This window comes from Mycolicibacter longobardus (assembly GCF_002102265.1).
GTDB lineage: Bacteria > Actinomycetota > Actinomycetes > Mycobacteriales > Mycobacteriaceae > Mycobacterium > Mycobacterium longobardum.
The window spans coordinates 1-21,030 of the sequence record NZ_LQPG01000034.1; the positions used below are offsets into that span (position 1 = coordinate 1).

21 protein-coding genes and 1 pseudogene are annotated in these 21,030 nt (G+C 69.2%); 11 read left to right on the forward strand and 11 right to left on the reverse strand.

Features of this window, described 5'->3' with window-relative positions:
* Window positions 1-318: 318 nt before the first annotated feature.
* The 6 genes from AWC16_RS17670 to AWC16_RS17695 all read right to left on the reverse strand — a co-directional run bounded on the left by AWC16_RS17670 (window position 319) and on the right by AWC16_RS17695 (window position 5,808).
* Window positions 319-909 (reverse strand): suppressor of fused domain protein, encoded by a 591-nt coding sequence (locus tag AWC16_RS17670; protein ID WP_085266055.1) that lies wholly within the window; start codon window positions 907-909, stop codon window positions 319-321.
* Window positions 909-2,066 carry an ABC transporter ATP-binding protein gene (locus AWC16_RS17675; protein ID WP_085266056.1) on the reverse strand — a complete coding sequence of 386 codons (1,158 nt, stop codon included), beginning with the start codon at window positions 2,064-2,066 and terminating at the stop codon, window positions 909-911. The genes AWC16_RS17670 and AWC16_RS17675 overlap by 1 nt, the downstream gene beginning before the upstream one ends.
* Before the next feature lie 4 nt (window positions 2,067-2,070).
* The gene (locus AWC16_RS17680; protein ID WP_085266057.1) at window positions 2,071-2,898 is read right to left on the reverse strand and encodes a carbohydrate ABC transporter permease; all 828 of its coding nucleotides are present in this window, start codon (window positions 2,896-2,898) and stop codon (window positions 2,071-2,073) included.
* On the reverse strand, window positions 2,895-3,776 hold the full coding sequence (locus AWC16_RS17685; RefSeq protein ID WP_085266058.1) for a carbohydrate ABC transporter permease: 882 nt from the start codon (window positions 3,774-3,776) through the stop codon (window positions 2,895-2,897). The genes AWC16_RS17680 and AWC16_RS17685 overlap by 4 nt, the downstream gene beginning before the upstream one ends.
* Window positions 3,777-3,786: 10 nt before the next feature.
* Window positions 3,787-5,208, reverse strand: coding sequence for an ABC transporter substrate-binding protein (locus AWC16_RS17690; protein ID WP_085266059.1), 1,422 nt, complete (start codon window positions 5,206-5,208; stop codon window positions 3,787-3,789).
* A gap of 72 nt (window positions 5,209-5,280) precedes the next feature.
* Window positions 5,281-5,808, reverse strand: coding sequence for a YflT domain-containing protein (locus tag AWC16_RS17695; protein WP_085266060.1), 528 nt, complete (start codon window positions 5,806-5,808; stop codon window positions 5,281-5,283).
* A gap of 79 nt (window positions 5,809-5,887) precedes the next feature.
* Here AWC16_RS17695 and AWC16_RS17700 point away from each other — a divergent pair, with 79 nt between their 5' ends.
* Window positions 5,888-6,490 carry a DUF4190 domain-containing protein gene (locus AWC16_RS17700; RefSeq protein WP_234812329.1) on the forward strand — a complete coding sequence of 201 codons (603 nt, stop codon included), beginning with the start codon at window positions 5,888-5,890 and terminating at the stop codon, window positions 6,488-6,490.
* A gap of 196 nt (window positions 6,491-6,686) precedes the next feature.
* Here AWC16_RS17700 and AWC16_RS17705 read toward each other — a convergent pair whose 3' ends face one another.
* The gene (locus tag AWC16_RS17705; RefSeq protein WP_085266062.1) at window positions 6,687-7,655 is read right to left on the reverse strand and encodes an HpcH/HpaI aldolase/citrate lyase family protein; all 969 of its coding nucleotides are present in this window, start codon (window positions 7,653-7,655) and stop codon (window positions 6,687-6,689) included.
* Between the two features lie 24 nt (window positions 7,656-7,679).
* Here AWC16_RS17705 and AWC16_RS17710 point away from each other — a divergent pair, with 24 nt between their 5' ends.
* The 4 genes from AWC16_RS17710 (at window position 7,680) to AWC16_RS17725 (ending at window position 12,160) form a co-directional block, all read left to right on the forward strand.
* Window positions 7,680-8,978 carry a magnesium transporter MgtE N-terminal domain-containing protein gene (locus AWC16_RS17710; RefSeq protein WP_085266063.1) on the forward strand — a complete coding sequence of 433 codons (1,299 nt, stop codon included), beginning with the start codon at window positions 7,680-7,682 and terminating at the stop codon, window positions 8,976-8,978.
* Window positions 8,975-9,493, forward strand: coding sequence for a DUF1003 domain-containing protein (locus AWC16_RS17715; RefSeq protein ID WP_085266064.1), 519 nt, complete (start codon window positions 8,975-8,977; stop codon window positions 9,491-9,493). The genes AWC16_RS17710 and AWC16_RS17715 overlap by 4 nt, the downstream gene beginning before the upstream one ends.
* A gap of 108 nt (window positions 9,494-9,601) precedes the next feature.
* Window positions 9,602-10,963, forward strand: a complete 1,362-nt coding sequence (locus AWC16_RS17720; RefSeq protein WP_085266065.1) for a lytic transglycosylase domain-containing protein — start codon at window positions 9,602-9,604, stop codon at window positions 10,961-10,963.
* Window positions 10,964-11,008: 45 nt separating this feature from the next.
* Window positions 11,009-12,160, forward strand: coding sequence for an Mrp/NBP35 family ATP-binding protein (locus AWC16_RS17725; RefSeq protein WP_085266066.1), 1,152 nt, complete (start codon window positions 11,009-11,011; stop codon window positions 12,158-12,160).
* A gap of 22 nt (window positions 12,161-12,182) precedes the next feature.
* Here the strand turns inward: AWC16_RS17725 and tatB are convergent, their stop codons facing one another.
* The 4 genes from tatB to sigE form a co-directional block, all read right to left on the reverse strand.
* Entirely contained in the window at window positions 12,183-12,572 is a 390-nt protein-coding gene (gene tatB, locus AWC16_RS17730) for a Sec-independent protein translocase protein TatB (protein ID WP_085266067.1), read from the reverse strand.
* Window positions 12,573-14,072: a serine protease HtrA gene (htrA, locus tag AWC16_RS17735; RefSeq protein ID WP_085266068.1), complete on the reverse strand. Its 1,500-nt coding sequence runs from the start codon at window positions 14,070-14,072 to the stop codon at window positions 12,573-12,575. It abuts the gene before it with no gap.
* A gap of 88 nt (window positions 14,073-14,160) precedes the next feature.
* The gene (rseA, locus tag AWC16_RS17740; RefSeq protein ID WP_085266069.1) at window positions 14,161-14,568 is read right to left on the reverse strand and encodes an anti-sigma E factor RseA; all 408 of its coding nucleotides are present in this window, start codon (window positions 14,566-14,568) and stop codon (window positions 14,161-14,163) included.
* Window positions 14,569-14,677: 109 nt separating this feature from the next.
* Window positions 14,678-15,469: an RNA polymerase sigma factor SigE gene (gene sigE, locus AWC16_RS17745; protein ID WP_085266074.1), complete on the reverse strand. Its 792-nt coding sequence runs from the start codon at window positions 15,467-15,469 to the stop codon at window positions 14,678-14,680.
* A 192-nt stretch (window positions 15,470-15,661) separates the two neighbouring features.
* Between sigE and AWC16_RS17750 the strand changes: the two genes are divergently transcribed.
* From AWC16_RS17750 to AWC16_RS17775, 6 genes and pseudogenes are all read left to right on the forward strand, one after another.
* Window positions 15,662-16,324 carry an O-methyltransferase gene (locus AWC16_RS17750; RefSeq protein WP_085266070.1) on the forward strand — a complete coding sequence of 221 codons (663 nt, stop codon included), beginning with the start codon at window positions 15,662-15,664 and terminating at the stop codon, window positions 16,322-16,324.
* Between the two features lie 114 nt (window positions 16,325-16,438).
* A complete protein-coding gene (locus tag AWC16_RS17755) occupies window positions 16,439-17,074 on the forward strand; it encodes a TetR/AcrR family transcriptional regulator (RefSeq protein ID WP_085266071.1) in 636 nt (211 codons plus the stop codon).
* Window positions 17,064-17,969 (forward strand): ABC transporter ATP-binding protein, encoded by a 906-nt coding sequence (locus AWC16_RS17760; protein ID WP_085266072.1) that lies wholly within the window; start codon window positions 17,064-17,066, stop codon window positions 17,967-17,969. Before AWC16_RS17755 ends, AWC16_RS17760 begins: the two co-directional genes overlap by 11 nt.
* A complete protein-coding gene (locus AWC16_RS17765) occupies window positions 17,966-19,615 on the forward strand; it encodes an ABC transporter permease (protein ID WP_207572353.1) in 1,650 nt (549 codons plus the stop codon). The genes AWC16_RS17760 and AWC16_RS17765 overlap by 4 nt, the downstream gene beginning before the upstream one ends.
* Before the next feature lie 10 nt (window positions 19,616-19,625).
* On the forward strand, window positions 19,626-20,300 hold the full coding sequence (locus tag AWC16_RS17770; protein ID WP_085266073.1) for a methyltransferase family protein: 675 nt from the start codon (window positions 19,626-19,628) through the stop codon (window positions 20,298-20,300).
* A gap of 94 nt (window positions 20,301-20,394) precedes the next feature.
* Window positions 20,395-21,030 (forward strand): annotated as a pseudogene (locus tag AWC16_RS17775) (hypothetical protein); the annotation flags it as partial.

Consider the following 21,030-nt stretch of genomic DNA (forward strand, 5'->3'; position numbering starts at 1 on the left):
AGAGCCAGGCACCAGGTGAGAAGAACCCAACCACCGCAACGCGGCACCGTCGACAGTGACACTGAGTGTTTGCACACGACACGCCGTGCGATGCCGTACAACAACGCACGCTCACAGTGTGGGGTGGTGGCGCGCTTCAGAACTGACGCTCGGAACTGAGTTCACGTCTGCCGTCCAGGAAGACGGCGACGACGGCGTCAGTGGCGTGTTCGGGTGTGCCGGTGCCGGCTGCCGTCAGCGCCCGCCGGCGCGAGCGTTCACAGTGGTACGGGCAAGTCGGCGTGTCGGCGTGCAAACACGCACGCTCGCGGGAAAGGGCTAGCGGGTGGGATCGAAGACGTCCACGCCGTCGGCCCGCCAGGCCTCCCGCATGGCGTCGGCTCCCTTGAGCCGTACCCAGGCGGCCTCGGTCGCGGTGATCGGGGTGGCCGATAAGAACCGCACCGGCTCCCGCGGCGGCGCAGACGCCAACTCGGCGATGTCGCCCTCGCCCAGCAGCACCGCGGTGAACGGCGCCGGACCGGTCTGCCCCGACCACAGCGGCGCGCCGAGGTCGATCAGCGCGTCGGGCGCCAACACCACCCCCTCCACCGCCGGCGCGGCCGCCACCGTGGCAATGCTGCGGGCCAGCCCGGCATCAGAACCCGAAACGCGCAGGCGCACAACGACCTCTGCACGGGGCCCGTGTACCGGATCGGCGACGAACTCGCCGGGGTCGCCCATCGGGTGGCGCGAACAACCCACCGAGACGTAGTGCACCATCCGGTCGGGGCCGGGGCCGAATCGCAGCACCTCCATGGGCTCGACACCCAGGAACGTCACGCGCGCGGCCGCGGGCTCGGCCGTGATGCCCGCCGCGGCGAAGTGTTTGCGCAGGTGTTCGCGCACCCGGTCCAGATCGTCACTCATCACTGCGGAGGCGGCACGGTCAGATTCACCCCGGTCTTCGCGTCGAACACCACCACTTTGCCGGGGTCCAGCGCCAGCTCGATCGGCTGCCCGCCGGCCGCCTTCGACGCGGCGGGAACCCGCGCCACCAGCTCGTTCTCGGCCGGCGCGTCCGCGGCGTCGTTCGGGGTGAAGTACAGGTACTTGTCGGCGCCCAGCGATTCGACGAGGTCGACCCGGGCCGTGAAGGTGACCGCCCGGCTGCGCCCGGCTGCGTCGGGAGCCGCGGCGTCGAGCAGCCCGGCGTCGCCGAGATGCTCGGGGCGCACCCCGATGACAACCTCCCCGCCCTGTGGCGCGGGATGCTTCCCGATCACCGCACGGACCTCGGCGGCCAGCGGGACCTCGCCGAAGGTCAGGCGCGCGCCGGTCGGGGTCAGCGTGCCCGGGAAGAAGTTCATCGCCGGGGAGCCGACGAAACCGGCGACGAACAGATTGGCCGGCCGTTCGTAAAGCTCGTCGGGGGTGCCGATCTGCTGCGCGATGCCGCCATGCATGACCACCACCCGGTCGCCGAGTGTCATCGCCTCGGTCTGGTCGTGCGTGACGTAGACGGTGGTGGCGCCCAGCCGTCGCTGCAGCCGGGCGATCTCGCTGCGCATCTGCACCCGCAGCTTGGCATCCAGATTCGACAGCGGCTCATCCATCAGAAATGCCTTGGGGTGCCGCACGATCGCCCGCCCCATGGCGACCCGTTGACGCTGCCCGCCGGACAGCTGCGACGGCTTGCGATCCAGAAGTGCGGTCAGGTCAAGGATTTTGGCGACCTCGGCCACCTTGTCGGCGATCTGCGGCTTCTTCATCTTGGCCAGGGTCAGCGGGAACGCGATGTTCTGCCGCACCGTCATATGCGGGTAGAGAGCGTAGGACTGGAACACCATCGCGATATCGCGGTCCTTGGGCGCGCGCTCGTTGACGCGTTCGCCACCGATGCGCAGCTCCCCCGAGGAGATCTCCTCCAGACCGGCGATCATGTTCAGCGTGGTGGATTTTCCGCAGCCGGACGGTCCCACCAGAATGATGAACTCGCCGTCGGCGATCGTCAGCGACAGATCCTTCACCGCCACCGCCCCGTCGGGGTAGCTCTTGGTGATGTGGAGGAGTTCGATCTCTGCCATCGGCCTATCCCTTCACCGCGCCGGAGGTCAGACCCGCCACGATCCGTCGTTGGAAGATTAGAACAAAGATGATGATCGGCACGGTGATCACCATCGCGCCCGCGGCGATGGAGCCGGTCGGTTCCTCGAACTGCGAACTGCCGGTGAAGTTCGCGATCGCCACCGGCGCGGTGACCGAGGCTTTGGTCGCTGTCAGCGACAACGCCAGCAGCAGGTCGTTCCAGGCGAAGATGAAGACCAGGATCGCCGCGGTGACGATTCCCGGCGCCGCCAGCGGCGCGATCACCTTGCGGAACGCCTGGCCGGGGGTGGCGCCGTCCATCTTGGCGGCCTTCTCCAGGTCCCACGGGATCTCGGAGAAGAACGCGGAAAGCGTGTAGATGGCCAACGGCAACGCGAAGGTGATGTAGGGAATGATCAGCCCCGGCCAGGTGTCGAACAGCCCGGTAGCCCGTTCGATGTTGAAAATCGGTGTCACCAAAGATATCTGGGGAAACATCGCGATCAGCAGAGCCGACCCGACCAGCAGCCGTTTGCCGGGGAAGTCCAGGCGCGCCACCGCGTAGGCGGCCATCGCGCCGATCACCACCGCTATCACCGTGGTGATCAGTCCGATGCCCACCGAGTTGATCAGCGCCGAACCGAACACGTCACCGGCGAAGATACCGCGATAGTTATCCAGGGTGACCGACGACGGAATCAGCTTGCCGTCCTTGACCGTTGACGTCGGCTTAAGCGACAGCGAGAAGATCCACAGCACCGGGACCAGCGCATAGACCACCACGGCCAGGTCGATGATCAGCCAGAGGGTGCGGCGGCGAAGGTCGGTCACTTCTGGCCCGATCCCGGTGCCGCCGCACCGAACACCTTGACGAACACCCAGGCGATCAGCGCCACGCAGACGAAGATCAGCACCGAGATCGCCGAGCCCAGGCCCACGTTGAAGCCGTTGAACAGGTTGTCGTATCCCAGGATCGACACCGAACCGGTGCTGTTGGAGCCGCCCGTGAGCACGTAGATGTTGTCGAAGATCCGGAACGCGTCGAGCGTTCGGAACAGCAACGCCACCAGGATGGCCGGCTTCATCATCGGCAGGATGACGGTGATCAGCCGACGCCAGGGGCCGGCGCCGTCAACCTGAGCCGCCTTGAGCAGGTCCTCGGGAACCAGCGCCAGCCCGGCCAGCAGCAACAGCGCCATGAACGGCGTGGTCTTCCACACCTCGGCGGCCACCACGATCCCCAGCGACGGCAGCTGCTGGGTCAACGGCGCACTGCCGGCGGGCAGCAGATTCGCCAGGTAGCCGGTGCCCGGCGTCCAGGCGTAGTACCAGCTGTAGGCGGCCGCCACCGTGACGATGCCGTAGGGCACCAGCACCGCGGTGCGCACCATTCCCTTGGCGAACAGGCTGCGGTGCATCACCAGCGCCAGCGCCAGGCCGAGCACGAATTCGATCGCCACCGAGACCACGGTGATGCCGAGTGTCACCGCGAACGCGGTCCACCAGTAGGAGTCGGTCAGGGTGGTCTGATAGTTGGCCAGGCCGACGAACGCGGTGTCCTCCGGCGTGGCGAGGTTGTAGCGCAGCAGGCTCAGCCAGATCGCGTAGCCGATCGGATAGGCCGTCACCGCCAGCATCAGGATCACCGCCGGGGCGACGAGCACCACGGCCAGCCGCCGCTGCGAGCGGACGTCATCGGCGCGGCTCATGGTGCGCGGCTCACGGGATCAGCCCCTTGCCGTCGATCGCCTTTTGCACCTGCACGGTGAGCTCATCGGCGGTGCGCTGCGGGTCGATGGCGGTGATGGGCGCCAGCGTTGCCGATATCCGGGTCGACACCGCCTGGTAGACCGGGGTAACCGGGCGTACCGCGGCGTTGGTGAGTTGTTGGCGAATTACATTGTGCTGCGGGTATTTCTCCTGAAACTGCGGGTCAGTGTAGACCGACGCGCGCACCGCGGGCAGGCCGCCCTCGATCGCGACGTACTTCTGGTTCGCCGCGTTGCGCAGGCAGCGGACCGCTTCGAACGCCTCCGCACGGTGCCGGGTGGTCCTGGCCACCGCCAGGTTCAGCCCGCCGAGGGTCACTTTGGCCGGATGGTCCGGCAACACCGCCGGATACGGCGCGAAGCCGAGCACCTTGCGGCTGGCCTCATACGCGATGCGGTACTGCTCGTCGCTGGGCGCAAACGAGCCGACGCCGTCGACGCTGCCGGCCAGGTCCGGACGGTCCTGCAGCGGAAGGAATCCCACCCCGCCTTTGACCGCGTTCTCCAGCATGGACGGCAACACGAAGGGCCAGTTGACCTCCAGTGCCGCCCTGCCCTGCTCGAACGCCAGCCGGGCGGTGCCCTCGTCGCTCTGGGTGATCGACGGATCCGCCCCGGGAGCGATCGCCACCGCCTTCATGGTCCGCAGTGCGGCGATGGTGGCGGCCCGGTGCTCAGCGGTGTCGGTGAGGGTGACGGTCTTGCCGTCGTCGTCTAGCACCCGGCCCCCGGCGCTTTCCAGCAGGGTGTTGAACCACACCACCAGACCCTCATATTGCTTGGCCTGCACCGCGATCCAGCTCGGTTCGTCTGCCGAGTGCAGTCGTGCGGCCTCGAGGACCATGCCCTCCCAGGTGGACGGCGCGGTCCCCACCAGATCCGTTCGGTACCAGAGCAATTGCGTGTTGGTGACGACCGGGGCGGCATAGAGTCGCTGTCGCCAGCGGGCGGTCGCCAGCGGGCCCGGCAGGGTGTCGGCGACGGCGTCGGCTTCGGCTTTGCCGGCCGGGTCATCGGAGAGCGGCAGCGCCCACCCCGCTTCGGCGAACTCCGCGGTCCACACCACATCCAGGCCCATCACGTCCAGGCTGCGGTCGTTGCCGGTGAGCCGACGGGCCAGCTGCAGGCGCTGGTCGTCGGCGGCGCGCGGCAGGCTGAACTGCTGTACCCGGTACCTGCCGCCGGCTTGTTCGGTGCACCGCCGGGCCAGGGTCCGGAACGTCGCGGTGTCGTTGGCCGGGGTGTACACGCTGATCACCGGGCCGCCGCCGGCCTGCTCGGCAGCGCCGCAGGCCGACCCCGCCGAGGCGACGGTCAGTGCTGCGCAGGCAGCCGCGCCCAGTCGCCGTACGCGACCGCGCCGACTCGCCACGCCACCCGCCTCCCGTCGCCGTTTCGTGCCACGACGGTAAGGCGAGCAACCCGCGCTGTGCAACAACGCGCGTCAGAGCGTCAGCTTCGCCAACAGGTCGCGGCCCTGCTCGGCGCTCTGCGGGTCACAAAGCACGTCGTAGCGACCCGCAACCAGTTGCATGGTCGAGCTGAAATCCCTTGTGCCGCGGGCCATCGCGTACGGAACCGAGGACGTGATCAACCCGAAGAACACCCCGGCGATCAGACCCGTCACCAGTGCCTGGGTCGGGTTGGCGCTGAAGATGCCCAGCACCAGCCCGATGAACAGACCCAGCCAGGCTCCGGTCAGCACGCCGCCGCCGATCACCTTCGGCCAGGTGAGGCGGCCGGTGACCCGCTCGACCTGCATCAGGTCGACGCCGACGATCGTCACCTGGTGCACCGGGAACTGCTGGTCGGACAGATAGTCCACAGCGCGCTGCGCCTCGGCGTAGGTGGGGTACGACCCGATCGGCCAGCCTTTGGGCGGGGTGGGCAGCCGGGCCACATCACGGCGCCCGGGCGCGGCAGCGGCGCCAAGTGGATCGGGGGTCTGTCCGGGCTGGAAGGGGCTGGTCATGGGATTTCTCTCTCCTCGCTCCGGGGAAGCGGCTGTCGGACGACAAGCCGGCCGCGGCGCATCGGCTAGGTTGAACAGCATGACAGCTCCCGGCGGGGATTCTGGCGAGAATCCACGAGGCAATGCCGACCGGCCCTGGTCCGACCCGGGTGCACCCTCGCCCGATCAGGGCGGCTGGCCGTACCCGTCGGGCTTCGAGCCCTACCCGCCGGCGCCCGGCTACCCGCCGCCCGGCTTCCCGCCCGCCGGTTTCCCGCCGCCGCCTCCGGCAGGCGGTTATCCACCGCCCCCACCGCCCGGTGGCTATCCCCCGCCCGGCTCCGGTGTGCCAGCCGAGCACCCGAGCCTCGGCGCCCCACCCGGACCCGGTTACCCCGCACCCGGCTACGGCACACCACCCGGTTATCCACCCGCGGGCTACGGCACGCCGTATCCGGGCAGCTATTTCAACCCGGGCCAGGCCCAGAAGACCAACGTGTTGGCGGTCACGTCGCTGATCCTGGCGCTGCTCGGCCTAGTGTTCTGGCCGCTGGCGTTGGCCGGCACCATTCTGGGCGTCATCGCACTGAACCAGATCAAGTCAACCGGTGAGGCCGGTCACGGCATCGCGGTGGCCGGTACCGCGATCGGTGGTGCCGCCGTGATGCTCTCGTTCATCCTCGCGATGATCGCCCTGCACTGAGCCGGCCCAGCCGAGGACGCTAGCCCGCCGTCGCGGCCGGTGGACGATGTTGCTTTTGCCCGCCTTTGAGCGACAACCTGCGCAAGCGACCGCCACTGGACGCGGTTGTCGCGCAAAGGCGGGCAACTGACACTATGGGTCAGTCCGGGGACGCGGCCCAACCCCGACACCGTTCGGTCTCAGCCGAAACCAGCCGCTAACCCGACGGCGGTGTGAACGGCGGTGCCTCACGGCGCATCCCGGCCGCCCGTCCCTTGCCCGCCACCACCAATGCCATCTTGCGGCTGGCCTCGTCGAGCATCTCGTCGCCGAGCATCACCGCGCCGCGGGCACCGCCGGCCTGCGAGGTGTGCCAGGCGTAGGCCTCCAGGATCAGCTCGGCGTGGTCGTACTCGGACTGGCGCGGACTGAAGATCTGGTTGCCCGCCGCGATCTGGTCCGGGTGCAGCACCCATTTGCCGTCAAATCCCAGCGCGGCCGAACGGCCCGCCACCCGGCGGAACGCCTCGACGTCACGCACCTTCAGATACGGCCCGTCGACGGCCGCGACCCCGTGGGCGCGCGCCGCCACCAGGATGGTCATCAGCACGTGGTGATAGGCGTCGCCCTCGGTGTATCCCTCGGGTTGCTCACCGACCTCCAGGGTGCGGGTGTTGAGGCTGGCCATCAGGTCGGCCGGACCCAGCACCAGCGCCTGCACCCGGGGTGCGGCGGCGATCGCGTTGATGTTGGTCAACCCGCGGGCGTCCTCGATCTGGGCGTCGATGCCGATCTGCCCGACCGGCAGCCCGTGGACGGTCTCCAGCTGGGTGAGCAGCAGGTCGAGCGCCTGCACGTGCGAGGCGTCGGACACCTTGGGCAGCACCACGACGTCCAGCCGGCTATTGGCGGCGCCGACGGCCGAGACGACCTCGATGAGGTCGGCGTGGGTCCACGGCGTGGTCCAGTCGTTGACCCGCACCCCCAGCAGCGGCGCCGTCCAGTCCGGTGCGGTGAGCGCTTGAGCCACCAGGGCCCGCGCCTGCTCCTTGGCGGCCGGGGCAACGGCGTCCTCCAAGTCGAGGAAGACCTCGTCGGCGGGCAGGCCCTTGGCTTTGTCGATCATCTTCTGGCTGCTGCCGGGTACCGACAGGCAAGTACGGCGGGGGCGATATGCGTTGGTCACCTAAACACTCCTACCCTTTCAACCATGGCGTCGAGCAACAGGGTTTACGCAGCACGGCTCGCGCGGATGCTGGTGCTGGGCCCGTTCGGCGAATCCGTCGGTCGGGTTCGCGACATCGTGCTCAGTCTCAGCATCGTGCGTCAGCAGCCGCGTGTCCTGGGACTCGTCGTCGAATTGCCCACCCGCAGACGCATCTTCGTACCGATTCTGCGAGTCTCGGCGATCGAGCCCAATGCGGTCACCCTCAGTACCGGCACCGTGTCACTGAGCAAGTTCAACCAGCGGCCCGGTGAGGTACTGGCGCTGGGGCAGGTCCTCGACACCAAGGTCCGGGTCACCGACCCGGAACTGCCGGAACTGGCCGGCGTCGACGTGGCGATCACCGATCTGGCCATCGAGCAGAGCCGCACTCGCGACTGGCTGGTGACACGGATCGCGGTGCGGCACTCCCGGCGGCTGGGCCGGCGCGCCGCCGTACACATCGTGGACTGGCACAACGTGCAGGGCCTGACCCCGTCCGCGCTGGCAATGCCCGGGCAGGGCGTGGCCCAGCTGCTGCAGCAGTTCGAGGGCTGGCGGCCGATCGAGGTCGCCGACGCCATCCGCGAGCTGCCGCCCAAGCGCCGCTACGAGGTGATCAACGCGCTGGACAACGCCCGGCTGGCCGACATCCTGCAGGAGCTGCCGGAGGAGCGTCAGGCCGTCGTGCTGGCCCAGCTGGGCACCGAACGCGCCGCCGACGTGCTGGAGGAGATGGACCCCGACGACGCCGCCGACCTGCTGGGCGTGATGAGCCCCACCGAGGCCGAGGCGCTGCTGGCGCGGATGGACCCCGACGACTCCGATCCGGTGCGCCGCCTGCTGGAGCACTCCCCCGACACCGCGGGCGGGTTGATGACCTCCAACCCGGTGGTGCTGACCGCCGACACCTCGGTCGCCGAGGCGCTGGCCCGGGTGCGCGACCCGGATCTCACTCCGGCACTGTCGTCGCTGGTCTTCGTCACCCGCGCCCCCACCGCCACCCCGACCGGCCATTACCTGGGCTGCGTCCCCCTGCAGCGGCTGTTGCGGGTGCCGCCGGCCGAACTCATCGGCGGGATCGTCGACTCTGACCTGCCGGCGCTGAACCCGGAGGTGTCGCTGGCCGAGCTGACCCGTTACTTCGCCGCCTACAACCTGGTCTGCGGGCCGGTGCTCGACGAACAGAATCACCTGCTGGGCGCGGTGACGGTCGACGACGTGCTGGACCACCTGCTGCCGCATGATTGGCGCGAAACCCCCGAGCCGGATCTGGGGCCGAAACTCGCCGGGAGGCCATCGTGACCGACCGCTCGTCATCGCAGCGGCTCTCCACGCCGCGCACCTCCCGGCTGCCCGGCCTGCGGATGGACCCCGACGCTCTGGGCCGGTTCACCGAGTCGGTGGCGCGGTTCTTCGGCACCGGGCGCTACCTGGCCATCCAGACCCTGGTGGTGGTGGCCTGGATCGTGCTGAACATCTACGCGGTCCGGTTCCGCTGGGACCCGTACCCGTTCATCCTGCTCAACCTGGCCTTTTCCACCCAGGCCGCCTACGCCGCGCCGCTGATCCTGCTGGCCCAGAACCGGCAGGAGAACCGCGACCGGGTCAGCCTGGACGAGGACCGTCGACGTGCCGCGCAGACCAAGGCCGACACCGAGTACCTGGCCCGAGAACTGGCGTCGTTGCGGTTGGCGGTCGGCGAAGTGGCCACCCGCGACTACCTACACCACGAGCTGGAGAGGGTTCGGGAACTGCTCGAAGCCCTCCGGCCGGAGCCCGAAGCCACCGCCGGCGAGCCGGCGCCCCGGCCGACCTGACAGGGGGCGCGGACCGGATAACCGTCACCAGCAGCACCGGTGTTGGGTATGGTGACGTAGTTCACGAAGCCCAGACGGTTTCATCACAGCGAACATGGGGGCGGTCGAGTGCCTACAGGGGGCGGCGCAACGGAGCACCTGTCCCGCGCAGCCAAATGGCGGCGTGCGGCCCGGGCTGCCCTGCGTCCTGCGTTCGGCCTGACCTTCATCACGCCGCTGGTGTTCGCCGGGGCTGTGGGCGCCACGCCGCGGTCCCCGTCGACCTCGCTGCCGCTGCGTAACGCCGCGGTGACCCCGCTGGCGGCTTCGGTCAACACGTCCTCCTCCGGCCGCTCGTCGGGCCCGTCGGTGGTCGCGGTACAGCGCAAGCAGGCCAACCTGCACGTGGCCGCGGGCGCGCTGTCAGCGCCGCCGGCTGCCGTCGTCTACGCGCCGGGCACCCTGGGGATTCCCAAGACGGCGCTGGCGGCCTACCGCAACGCCGAACAACAGATGGCGGTCGCCGCCCCGGAATGCGGGATCAGCTGGAACCTGCTGGCCGGGATCGGCCGTATCGAGTCCAGTCACGCCAACGGCGGGGCCACCGACGTGCACGGCACCGTGCTGCAGCCCATCTACGGGCCTTCGCTGGACGGTTCGCTGCCCGGAAACGAAGTCATCGTGCAGAGCAGCGCCCCCGGGCGGGTCGTCTACGCCCGCGCCATGGGACCGATGCAGTTCCTTCCCGGAACCTGGGCGCGCTACGCGGCTGACGGCGACGGCGACGGCCGGGCGGACCCGCAGAACGTCTACGACGCGACGTTGGCCGCGGCGCGGTACCTGTGCAGCGGCGGGCTCAACCTGCGCGAACAGAATCATGTCCTGACCGCGATCCTGCGCTACAACAACTCGATGGCCTACGCGGAGAACGTGATGGGCTGGGCGGCGGCCTACGCCACCGGCGTGGCGCCGGTGGACCTGCCGCCGATCGTGGGTCCGGCACCGGGGATCGCAGACCGGCGCCTGGAGCACCTGGAACAACCGGAAGGCCTCGGGCCGGAATCGCTGAGTATGCACGGCATTTCTCCGGTCGATCACACCGCGGGATCCTCACTGATCGACCTGGGACAGTCAGGCATGGACACTCAGCTGACCAACATGCCCTGGGTCCCGCCGTGGATGACCACCACCCAGCAACAGCAGCTCCCGCGTCCCTCGGCGGCCTGCCGGATGATCTGCCTGGAGCCGCAGGCCGCGGCGACCCCGTCGGCGGCGCCCGACGCCGTCGCACCGGACCCGTTCGCTCCTCCGCAGGCCCCGTTCGGCTCCGCACCGGCCCCGTTCGGTCCCCCCGAAGCTCCGCCCGCGCCGATGCCGGCCTACGCCGTTCCGCCCGCGCCGATGGCTCCCCCGGAGGAACCGGCCGGCCTGCCGCCCCAGCCGGCCCCAACCGCGCCGCCGGTCGGGCCGCAGCCCGCTCCACCTGCCTGAGGCGAGATCACAATCGGGGGCCCCGCCCCACTAGACTCGGTGGCGATGTCCGAGACTCCCGATGACACCGCAGCCCTGCACGACGCGATCTATGCAGCGTTGGGCACCGTGCTCGACCCCGACATTCGGCGTCCGATCACCGATCTGGGCATGGTCAAGAGCATCGAGATCGATGCCGATCATGCCGTGCACGTCACGATCTACCTGACGATCGCCGGCTGTCCGATGAAAGCCGAGATCACCAACATGGTGACCACCGCGATCAACGACGTGCCCGGCACCGGGCCGGTCAAGGTCAGCCTGGACGTGTTCAGCGACGAGCAGCGCGCCGAGTTGCGTAAGCAGCTGCGCGGCGACACCCGGGAACCGGTCATACCGTTCGCCCAGCCGGGCTCGCTGACCAAGGTGTACGCGATCGCCTCCGGCAAGGGCGGGGTGGGCAAGTCCAGCGTGACGGTCAACCTCGCGGTCGCGCTGGCCGAACGCGGCATGTCGGTCGGGGTGCTCGACGCCGACATCTACGGCCACTCCGTGCCGCGGATGATGGGCGTCACGGCGCTGCCGACCCAGCTCGACTCGATGATCCTGCCGCCGATCGGATACGGCGTGAAGGTGATCTCGATCGCGATGTTCACCAAGGGCAACACGCCGGTGGTGTGGCGGGGCCCGATGCTGCATCGGGCGTTGCAGCAGTTCCTGGCCGACGTCTACTGGGGCGACCTGGATGTGCTGCTGCTCGACCTGCCGCCGGGCACCGGTGATATCGCGATCTCGGTGGCCCAGCTGGTGCCACCGGCCGAGATCCTGGTGGTGACCACCCCGCAGCAGGCGGCCGCCGAGGTGGCCGAGCGCGCCGGGGCGATCGCCCTGCAGACCCGCCAGCAGGTAGTCGGTGTGGTGGAGAACATGGCCGGACTGGCCATGCCCGACGGGTCCACCATGCACCTGTTCGGTGAGGGCGGCGGCGAACGGGTCGCCGAGCGGCTGACCCGGGCGATGGGCCGGGAGGTTCCACTGCTGGGTCAGGTGCCGATCGACGGCGAGATGGTGACCGGCGGGGACTCCGGGGCCCCCGTGGTGCTCTCCCCGGACTCCGCTGCCGGCAAGGAGCTGCGCCGGGTCGCCGATCAGCTGGCCACCCGCGGGCGCGGGCTGGTCGGGATGTCGCTGAGCCTGGACACCGGCGGCAAGCGCTGAAACAAGCCACGGACTCCCGCGGTCAGGTCGCGTCGGCGTCGAAGGGCGCGGGTCCGCCCGGCACGAACTTGGGAGCCACCGCCGGCGCGGGCGCCATCAGGCGGGGGTCCTCGGTCAGTGAACTGACCGCCGCGAACAACGAATCGTCCCCGTCGAGCAGATGCCTGGTCAGCGCGGCCCGCGGCGTCATCCCCCGCAGCTTCTGCAATTCACTCAGCGGTGCGCGCAGATCGTCGAACTCCGGACCGATCTCGTCGCGCAGCTGGTCGGTGGCGTTGGTGACGTAGTCGCGAGCCTGGCGCAACGCGCCCGCGGTCCACCGGATCGCCCCTGGGAGCCGCTCCGGTCCCAGGACCACCAACCCGATCACCACGAGGACGAGCATCTCGCCCCAGCCGACGTTCGCGAACATCTAGCCGTCGGGGGTGGGGGTCACCGTCAGCGTCACGTGGCGTCCGTCGCGGACCACCTCGACGGGCGCTTCCTTCCCGATGGCCAGATTGCGCACCGCCACCACGAATTCGTTGGCGTCGGCGACGGTGCGGTCACCGATCTTGACCACCACGTCGTTCTCCAGCATGCCGCCCTTCTCCGCGGGGCTGCCCACCTTGACGTTGGCGATCTGTGCGCCGGACGCGATGGCGTTGCTGACCGACCTCGCGCTCACGCCCAGCGAGGGATGCACGATCTTGCCGTCTTTGATCAGCGCTTCGGCAACCGTCTTCATCTCGTTGACCGGGATCGCGAATCCCAGCCCGCTGGCGCTGTCGGACAACGACTTTCCGGCGGTGTTGATGCCCACCACCTGGGAGTCCATGTCGATCAGCGGGCCGCCGGAGTTGCCGTGGTTGATCGAGGCGTCGGTCTGGACGGCGTCGATGACGGTGTCGGTGTCGGAGTCCTCGCCGGACAGCGGCACCGGCCGGTGCACGGCGCTGATGATGCCGTGGGTGACGGTGCTGCGCAGGCCCAGCGGAGCGCCCGCCGCGATCACCTCATCGCCGACCCGCACCTTGTCGGAGTCGCCGAGGCGGGCCACCGACAGGTTGTCGACGTTGTCGACCTTGAGCACGGCCAGGTCGGTCTTCGGGTCACGCCCCACCAGGTTGGCCAACACCTCTTTGCCGTCGTTGAACACCACGGTGGTCTTGAACTTGCTGGGGTTGTTGGCGGCTTCGGAGATGACGTGGTTGTTGGTGACGATGTAGCCCTTGCCGTCGATGACCACGCCGGAGCCCTGCATGCCCTGGTCGTCGCTGACGGACTCGATGGTCACCACGGAATTGGCGACGGCATCGGCGACCTTGGCGAACCGCCCGGCCGGCTCCTCGGCGTTGCCCTTGGTGGACAGGGTGACCTTGGAGGTGGTGAAGGCCTCGACAACCTGAGCGGTGGTGCGTCCGACCCAGCCGCCGACCATGCCGATCGCCAGCGCGATCGCGGCCAGCGTGCCCAGGGCGCGGTAGGAGATCCGATCGCCGAACAGCACGTCGCGCACACCGAGCCGACCGCCCACCTCGCCGGGCGCCCGCGGCGCCGGGCGGACTACGGCGGGCGCACCCAGTGCGGCGCCCGCGGCGGGGTCACGCCACGGGTCGTCGGTGTCCTCGAGCTCGCCCGGCTTGCCGTTGCGGGCCAGCGCTCCGGCGTCGGCGGGATGGCGCTGCAACGAGGGACCGGTGCCGTAGGGACGGCCGAACGCCTCCTTGAGCACCGGGTCGGGCGGCAGGTCGCGGGGCGTGTACTCGCCCTGGTCACGGTATTTCTTGGGCCGGACGTCGGCCGGGATGAAAGATCCGGGCACGCCGTCGGGCCGACCGAATGCCTTCTTGGACGCATTGTCCACGGGGGGCCGGTAGACGGGCCGCGGCGCCAAGCGGTTGCCGCCGGCGTTCTCGTTGTTGGAGCTCACCTATTCCTCTTCCGGGTCCACCCCTGGGTCGCTTCCAGGCGCCACAAGCACAGCACTACTCCAGAGCTGACGCCGCATCACGTCCACCTTACCGACGTTTACGGCGATCTTGCGGCTTGCCGTCGGCGAACTGGGCCGGCATCGGCGTCGTCGGCTCATCGGGGGGACAGTCGGACGGGCAGTCGGGGATCTGGGCCAGCAGGCCCAGCAGGGCGGAGGGGATCCGGATCGGATGGGAGTCCCGCAGGGCCGAGCGAGCCCGGCCCTGATATTCCACCTCGGCCGCGCAGTCCGGACACAGTGACAGGTGGTGAGCGGCGCGCAGGTGGGCGTTCATCCGCAACTCGCCGTCGACGTAGGCCGCGATCGCCTCACTGCAGAGGTGCTCGGTGGACCCGAACTGACGCGGGCCGCCGACCGGCGCGTCACTTTGCGACGCGAACTGCGAGGGCAACCAGGAGAATGCGCGGCGGAAGACTCGGCCCCGGTCCGTCACACCGGACTCCTCTCCGATCGCACACCCTCGTCAGAACTCAGTCAGGCTCAATAAAGGCCCAATAAGAATGTAGCGCGATACCGCCCGCGGACGTGGAAACCCGACAGGCTCAGCCGGCTGCGACGCCGCCGAATGCTGCGCCGTCACGCTGACCGGAGCGGTCGGCGAGATAGTCGCGCAGCGCCTGGCGGCCGCGGTGGATGCGGCTGCGCACGGTGCCCAGCTTCACCCCGAGGGTGGCTCCGACCTCTTCATAGGAGAGACCTTCGATGTCGCACAACACCACGGCGGCCCGGAACTCCGGCGCCAGCGAGTCCAGCGCCGCCTGCAGGTCGGGGTCCAACCGCGCGTCGTGGTAGATCTGCTCGGGGTCGGGCTCGTCGGCCGGGACCCGGTCGTAGTCCTCCGGCAGCGCCTCCATCCGGACGCGGCCCCGCCTGCGCACCATGTCCAGGAACAGGTTGGTGGTGATGCGGTGCAGCCACCCCTCGAAGGTCCCGGGCTGGTAGTTGTGCACCGAGCGGAACACCCGGATGAAGGTCTCCTGGGTCAAGTCCTCGGCGTCCTGCTGATTTCCGGACAACCGGTAGGCCAGCCGGTACACCCGGTCGGCGTGCTGGCGCACCAGCTCGTCCCAGGACGGCATGGCGGCCACGTCACCGGTGGCGTCGAACACCGCCGTCCCCTGCGGCTCCTCGGACGGTTCGACCCAGTCGGTGTCCCGGTAGCGGTCCGAATGGGTGGTCGGGTGCGACATGACGACCGGGGGCAGCAATGTGGTTATGGCGAGGTCCTCCGTATCGGGGCCACCGTCAGGTGACGGCAGCGCGTTATCGCGGTCAACGCGCGACGGGCCCCTCGTATTCCGAGCGTCTCGAGGCCGGTTCCTACCTCGTTCCATGCCGATACCGTTGCGTATCGCCGTGTGCCAGCTCTGTGCTGCCACTGAAGGACGACTGTGAACCTGTGTTCGAATGGGCCGCGCACTGCGGTTATGGAGCTTGGTAACGGTTCGGACACGGGCTCTGCCCCGGGCGTGTCGGGCGGGCGCGCCGGTGCGCGGGCATCGCGGGGTTTGTCCTACGCTGCGCACATGGCCAGCACCGACGACACTCCCGCGGCGCCGCGCAGCCGGGCGGACGCCCTTTTGGCGCACGCCGAGGGCTCGATGTCCGAGGACGCGGTCCTGGCGGCCGCCCGCGACCGCGCCGGCGAGATCGGGGTCGGGGCGGTCAGCGCGGCAGTGGGCGCGTTGCTGAGCCTGCTGACCAAACTCAGCGGCGGCAAGGCGGTGGTCGAGGTCGGCACCGGCGCCGGCGTCAGCGGACTCTGGCTGCTCTCAGGGATGGGCGAGGACGGTGTTCTGACCACGATCGACATCGAGCCCGAGCACCAGCGCACCGCTAAACAGGCGTTCGGCGACGCCGGTATCGGACCGTCGCGGACCCGGTTCATCAGCGGCCGCGCCCAGGAGGTGCTGACCCGCCTCGCCGATGACTCCTACGACCTGGTCTTCGTCGACGCGGACCCGGTCGACCAGCCCTGCTACGTGCTGGAGGCCGTGCGGTTGCTGCGTTCCGGCGGGGTGGTGGTGGTGCACCGGGCGGCGCTGGGCGGTCGGGCGGGAGACCCGGCGGCCAACGACGCAGAGGTGGTGGCAGTGCGCGAAGCAGCCCGGCTGATCGCCGAGGACGAGCGACTGACGCCGGCGCTGATCCCCTTGGGCGACGGTCTGCTGGCAGCCGTCCGCGACTAGTTTTTCTCCGCCGAGTGTGCGGTTTTTGCACACGACAAGCGTTTGCGCGTAGCAAAAGCACACACTCGGGCAATGTCTTGACACCTGACTGAACGCGTGTTTAGCGTATTGAACATGCGTTCAGCTGATCTGACTGCAGCCGCGAAAATCCGTGACGCGGCCATCGAGCAGTTCGGGCGGAACGGGTTCGGTGTGAGTGTCCGGTCCATCGCCGAAGCCGCCGGGGTCAGCGCCGCGCTGGTGATCCACCACTTCGGATCCAAAGAAGGACTGCGCAAAGCCTGCGACGACTTCGTCGCCGAGGAGATCCGCACCGGAAAATCCGAAGCGATGCGATCCGCCGACCCGGCGACCTGGTTCGCGCAGATGGCCGAAATCGAGTCCTATGCGCCGCTGATGGCCTACCTGGTCCGCACCATGCAAACCGGTGGCGAGCTGGCGAACACGCTGTTCCGCAGGATGATCGACAACGCCGAGAGCTACCTCGAAGAGGGTGTGCGCACCGGCATCCTCAAACCCAGCCGCGACCCCAAAGCCCGGGCCCGCTACGTGGCCATCACCGGCGGGGGCGCCTTCCTGCTGTACCTGCAGATGCACGAGACCCCAACGGATCTGCGTGCCGTGCTGCGCGACTACGCCGGCGAGATGGTCCTGCCCTCACTCGAGATCTACACCGAGGGCCTGATGGCTGACCGCACCATGTACGAGGCCTTCCTGGAGGCCGAGCAAGGGGGAACAGATGCGACCTGACAACCGTTGGCCGGCAATTGAAATCCGCGGACTCGAGAAGTCTTTCGGTCAGGTCAAGGCGCTGGACGGGCTGGATCTGACCGTGCTCGGTGGTGAGGTCCACGGCTTCCTGGGACCCAACGGCGCCGGCAAATCGACCACGATCCGCGTCCTGCTGGGACTGGTCAGAGCGGACCGAGGAACCGTGCGGCTGCTCGGCGGCGACCCCTGGACCGATGCCGTCGAGTTGCATCGCGAGATCGCCTATGTACCCGGCGATGTCACCCTGTGGCCGTCACTGACCGGCGGCGAGATCATCGACCTGCTGGCCCGGATGCGCGGTGGGATCGACGAACTGCGCCGCGATGAGTTGATCGAGCGCTTCGACTTGGATCCGAGTAAGAAGGCGCGGACCTACTCAAAAGGCAACCGCCAGAAGGTGTCCCTGATCTCCGCGTTCTCGTCGCACGCCCGGCTACTCGTGCTGGACGAGCCCAGCAGCGGACTGGATCCGTTGATGGAGAACGTATTCCAGCAGTGTGTCGCCGAGGCGAGCCGACGCGGCGCCACCGTCCTGCTGTCCAGCCACATCCTGGCCGAGACCGAGGCGCTGTGCCAGCGGGTGACCATCATCCGCGCCGGGCGCGTCGTCGAAAGCGGCTCACTGGATTCGCTGCGGCATCTGCGCCGGACCTCGATCCAGGCCGACCTCATGCGCGATCCGGGGGACCTCACCCGCATCCCCGGGGTCGGGGACGTGCGCTACCACGGCACGGTGCTGCATGCGCAGGTCGAAAGCGCCAGCCTCGGACAGCTCATCGCCGTCCTGGGCGCCGCCGGTGTCCGCAGCCTCACCAGCCGACCGCCGACGCTGGAAGAACTGTTCCTGCGTCACTACGACACGGCCCGGGCATGACCGGCACGAGCACCGCCGCCGCCCGGCCGGCCTCCCCGCGATACCGCCGGGGATCCGACTTCACCGGCACGCTCGGGATGCTTCGGCTCTGTCTGCGCCGCGACCGCGTCGTGCTGCCGCTCTGGGTGCTGCTGCTGTCCCTGCCGCTGGCCAGCGTCTACATCGCCAGCATCGAGGCGGTCTATCCCACCGCGGCCGACCGCACCAACCTGGCCACGATGATCATGGCCAGCCCGGCCCAGCGCGCGATGTACGGCCCGGTCTACAACGACAGCCTCGGCGCGGTGGGCATCTGGAAGGCCGGAATCTTCCACCTGCTCATCGCGGTGGCGGTGATCCTGACCGTCATCCGGCACACCCGCGCCGACGAGGAGACCGGCCGCACCGAGCTGATCGACTCGACCGCGGTGGGCCGCCACGCCGGACTTACCGGAGCGCTGCTGCTGGCGGCCGGGGCATCGGTGGCCACCGGACTCATCGGGGCCGCCGGCCTGCTCACCACCGACGTGCCGGCTGCCGGATCGTGGGCGTTCGGGGCGGCGCTGGCCTGCTCCGGGCTGGTATTCACCGCCGTGGCCGCTGTGGCCGCACAGCTGTCCCCCAGCGCTCGGTTCGCCCGCGGTGCGGCGTTCGGCGTGCTGGCTGCCGCGTTCACACTGCGGGCCGTGGGCGACGCCGGTTCCGGCACGTGCTCGTGGCTGTCACCGCTCGGCTGGTCTCTGCAGGTCCGTCCGTACGCGGGTGAGCGCTGGTGGGTGCTGCTGCTGCATCTGGCGACGATGGCCGTGCTCACCGCGCTGGCCTATCGGCTCGCCGCCGCCCGGGATGTCGGCGCCGGCCTGCTGGCCGAGCGTCCGGGCCCGCGCCGGGCGGCACCGACGTTGGCCGGCGCCTTTGGATTGGCGTGGCGGCTCGACCGCGGGTCGCTGCTGCTGTGGACGACCGCGCTGCTGCTCTACGGACTGTTGGTCGGCAGCGTGGTGCACGGCGTCGGTGACGAGCTGGGCAGCGACAGCGCCCGCGACATGGTCGTCCAGCTGGGGGGTACCGCGGCGCTGGAGCGCGCATTTGTGGCGGTCGCGTTCACCATGTTGGGCATGATCGCCGCCGCCTTCGCGGTGTCGCTGGTGTTGCGGCTGCACCAGGAGGAGGCGGCCGCGCGCGCCGAGACCCTGCTCGCCGGATCGCTGTCGCGAAATCGTTGGCTGGCCAGCCATCTCGTGATCGCGCTGGCCGGATCGGCGATCGCGATGCTGGCCGCCGGTGTGGTGGCCGGAATCGTCTACGGGGTCGCGGCCCACGATGTCGGCGGGCAGTTGCCGGCGGTGGTGGGCAGCGCCGCGGTACAGCTGCCGGCGGTGTGGCTCCCGGCTGGGGTGGCGGTCGCGTTGTTCGGGCTCGTCCCGAGGTTCGCGCCGGCCGCATGGGCGGTGCTGATCGGGTTCGTCGCGCTGTATCTGCTGGGCACGCTGTCCGGCGTGCCGCAGTGGGTGCTCAACCTCGAACCGTTCGCCCATATCCCTCTGGTGGGCTCACCAGTCGACGGCGGTTTCAGCGTCATCCCGCTGGTGACGCTGTTGGCCGTCAACACCGGGCTGATCACTCTGGGCGGCTGGGCTTTCCGCCGCAGAGACCTGACGACGTGAGGAGGACACCATGAAAACTGTTGGCAAGGGCCTGCTTTCAGCGTCATTGGGCCTGATCTCCTTCGGGGCGCTGCTCTTCGTGCCGGCCGGGACACTGCACTACTGGCAGGCCTGGGTCTTCCTCGCGGTGTTCGCGGGGTCTACCTGGATTCCCGTGGTCTATCTGATGCGCACCAACCCGGCCGCGCTGGATCGGCGGATGCGTGTCGGGCCGCTGGCGGAGACGCGGACGCTGCAACGGATCGTCATCACCGCCCTCTTCATCTGCTTTCCGGCCCTGTTCGTGCTCAGCGCGTTGGATCACCGACTCGGCTTGTCGACGGTGCCGACGACGGTCTGCCTGCTCGGCGACGTACTGGTGGCGACCGGACTGGGTCTGGCCATGGTGGTGATCATCCAGAACGGTTACGCGGCCGCCAATGTCACCGTCGAGCCGGGGCAGACCCTGGTCTCGACCGGCCTGTACGGGTTGGTGCGGCACCCGATGTACACCGGGAATGTCCTCTTGATGCTCGGCACCCCACTGGCGCTCGGCTCCTACTGGGGGCTGGTGCTGCTGGTGCCGGGCATGGCCCTGCTGGTGCTGCGGATCCTCGACGAAGAGCAGTTGCTGACCCAGGAGCTCAGCGGATACCGCGAGTACACCGGACGAGTCCGCTACCGCCTGCTGCCCTACGTCTGGTAGCGGCCAGCCCGGTGGAGTTCCACTGGGCGCATTAGTGGCTTACAGTTCCCTAAGCGCAGACTGTTAGTTCTCACTTAGGGAGATAGGTAGAGCCATGCGGACACTCAGCCGAGGCAGTGGCACCGGCCGCCGGACCATCTCCCCCGGGCGGATCACCGCTGCCGCGGCGGGCGCCCTGATGCTCGGGCTCAACCCGCTGCTGGCCACCCCGCCCGCGCAGGCGGACTGGGACTGGATGATCGACATCGCCGAGCCGATGGCGGTCCCGGGCAGCGCAGCTGACGGGTACGACCTGGGCAGCCTGATGGCGCTGGTCCAGGCCTTCACCGAGCAGCTGGATCCGGCCACCAACAAATTCTTCTCCGACGCCATCGACGCGGTGCTGGCGTGGCCGGGACCGGGCCGGTCCTTCGACATGGCCGACTGGGTGAATCAGGCCATCTACGCTCCATTGCACGGCGGGCTGCAGGAATGGATCGCCAGCCCGTTCGGCGAACTCAGCGTCGGCCTGCTCAACGCGCCGTTCGTCACCCTGTTCGGCCGCGACCTGATCGGGGACGGCATCGACGGCTTCGACGGCGTCAACACCAGCCTGTTCGGGCAATTGGGCTGGTTCGGTGACGCCGGTGACGGCGGGTTCCTCTTCGGCGACGGCGGGGCCGGCATCGACGGTATCGACGGCGTCGGCGGGGTGGGCGGCGACGCCGGGTTCTTCGGCAACGGCGGGGCC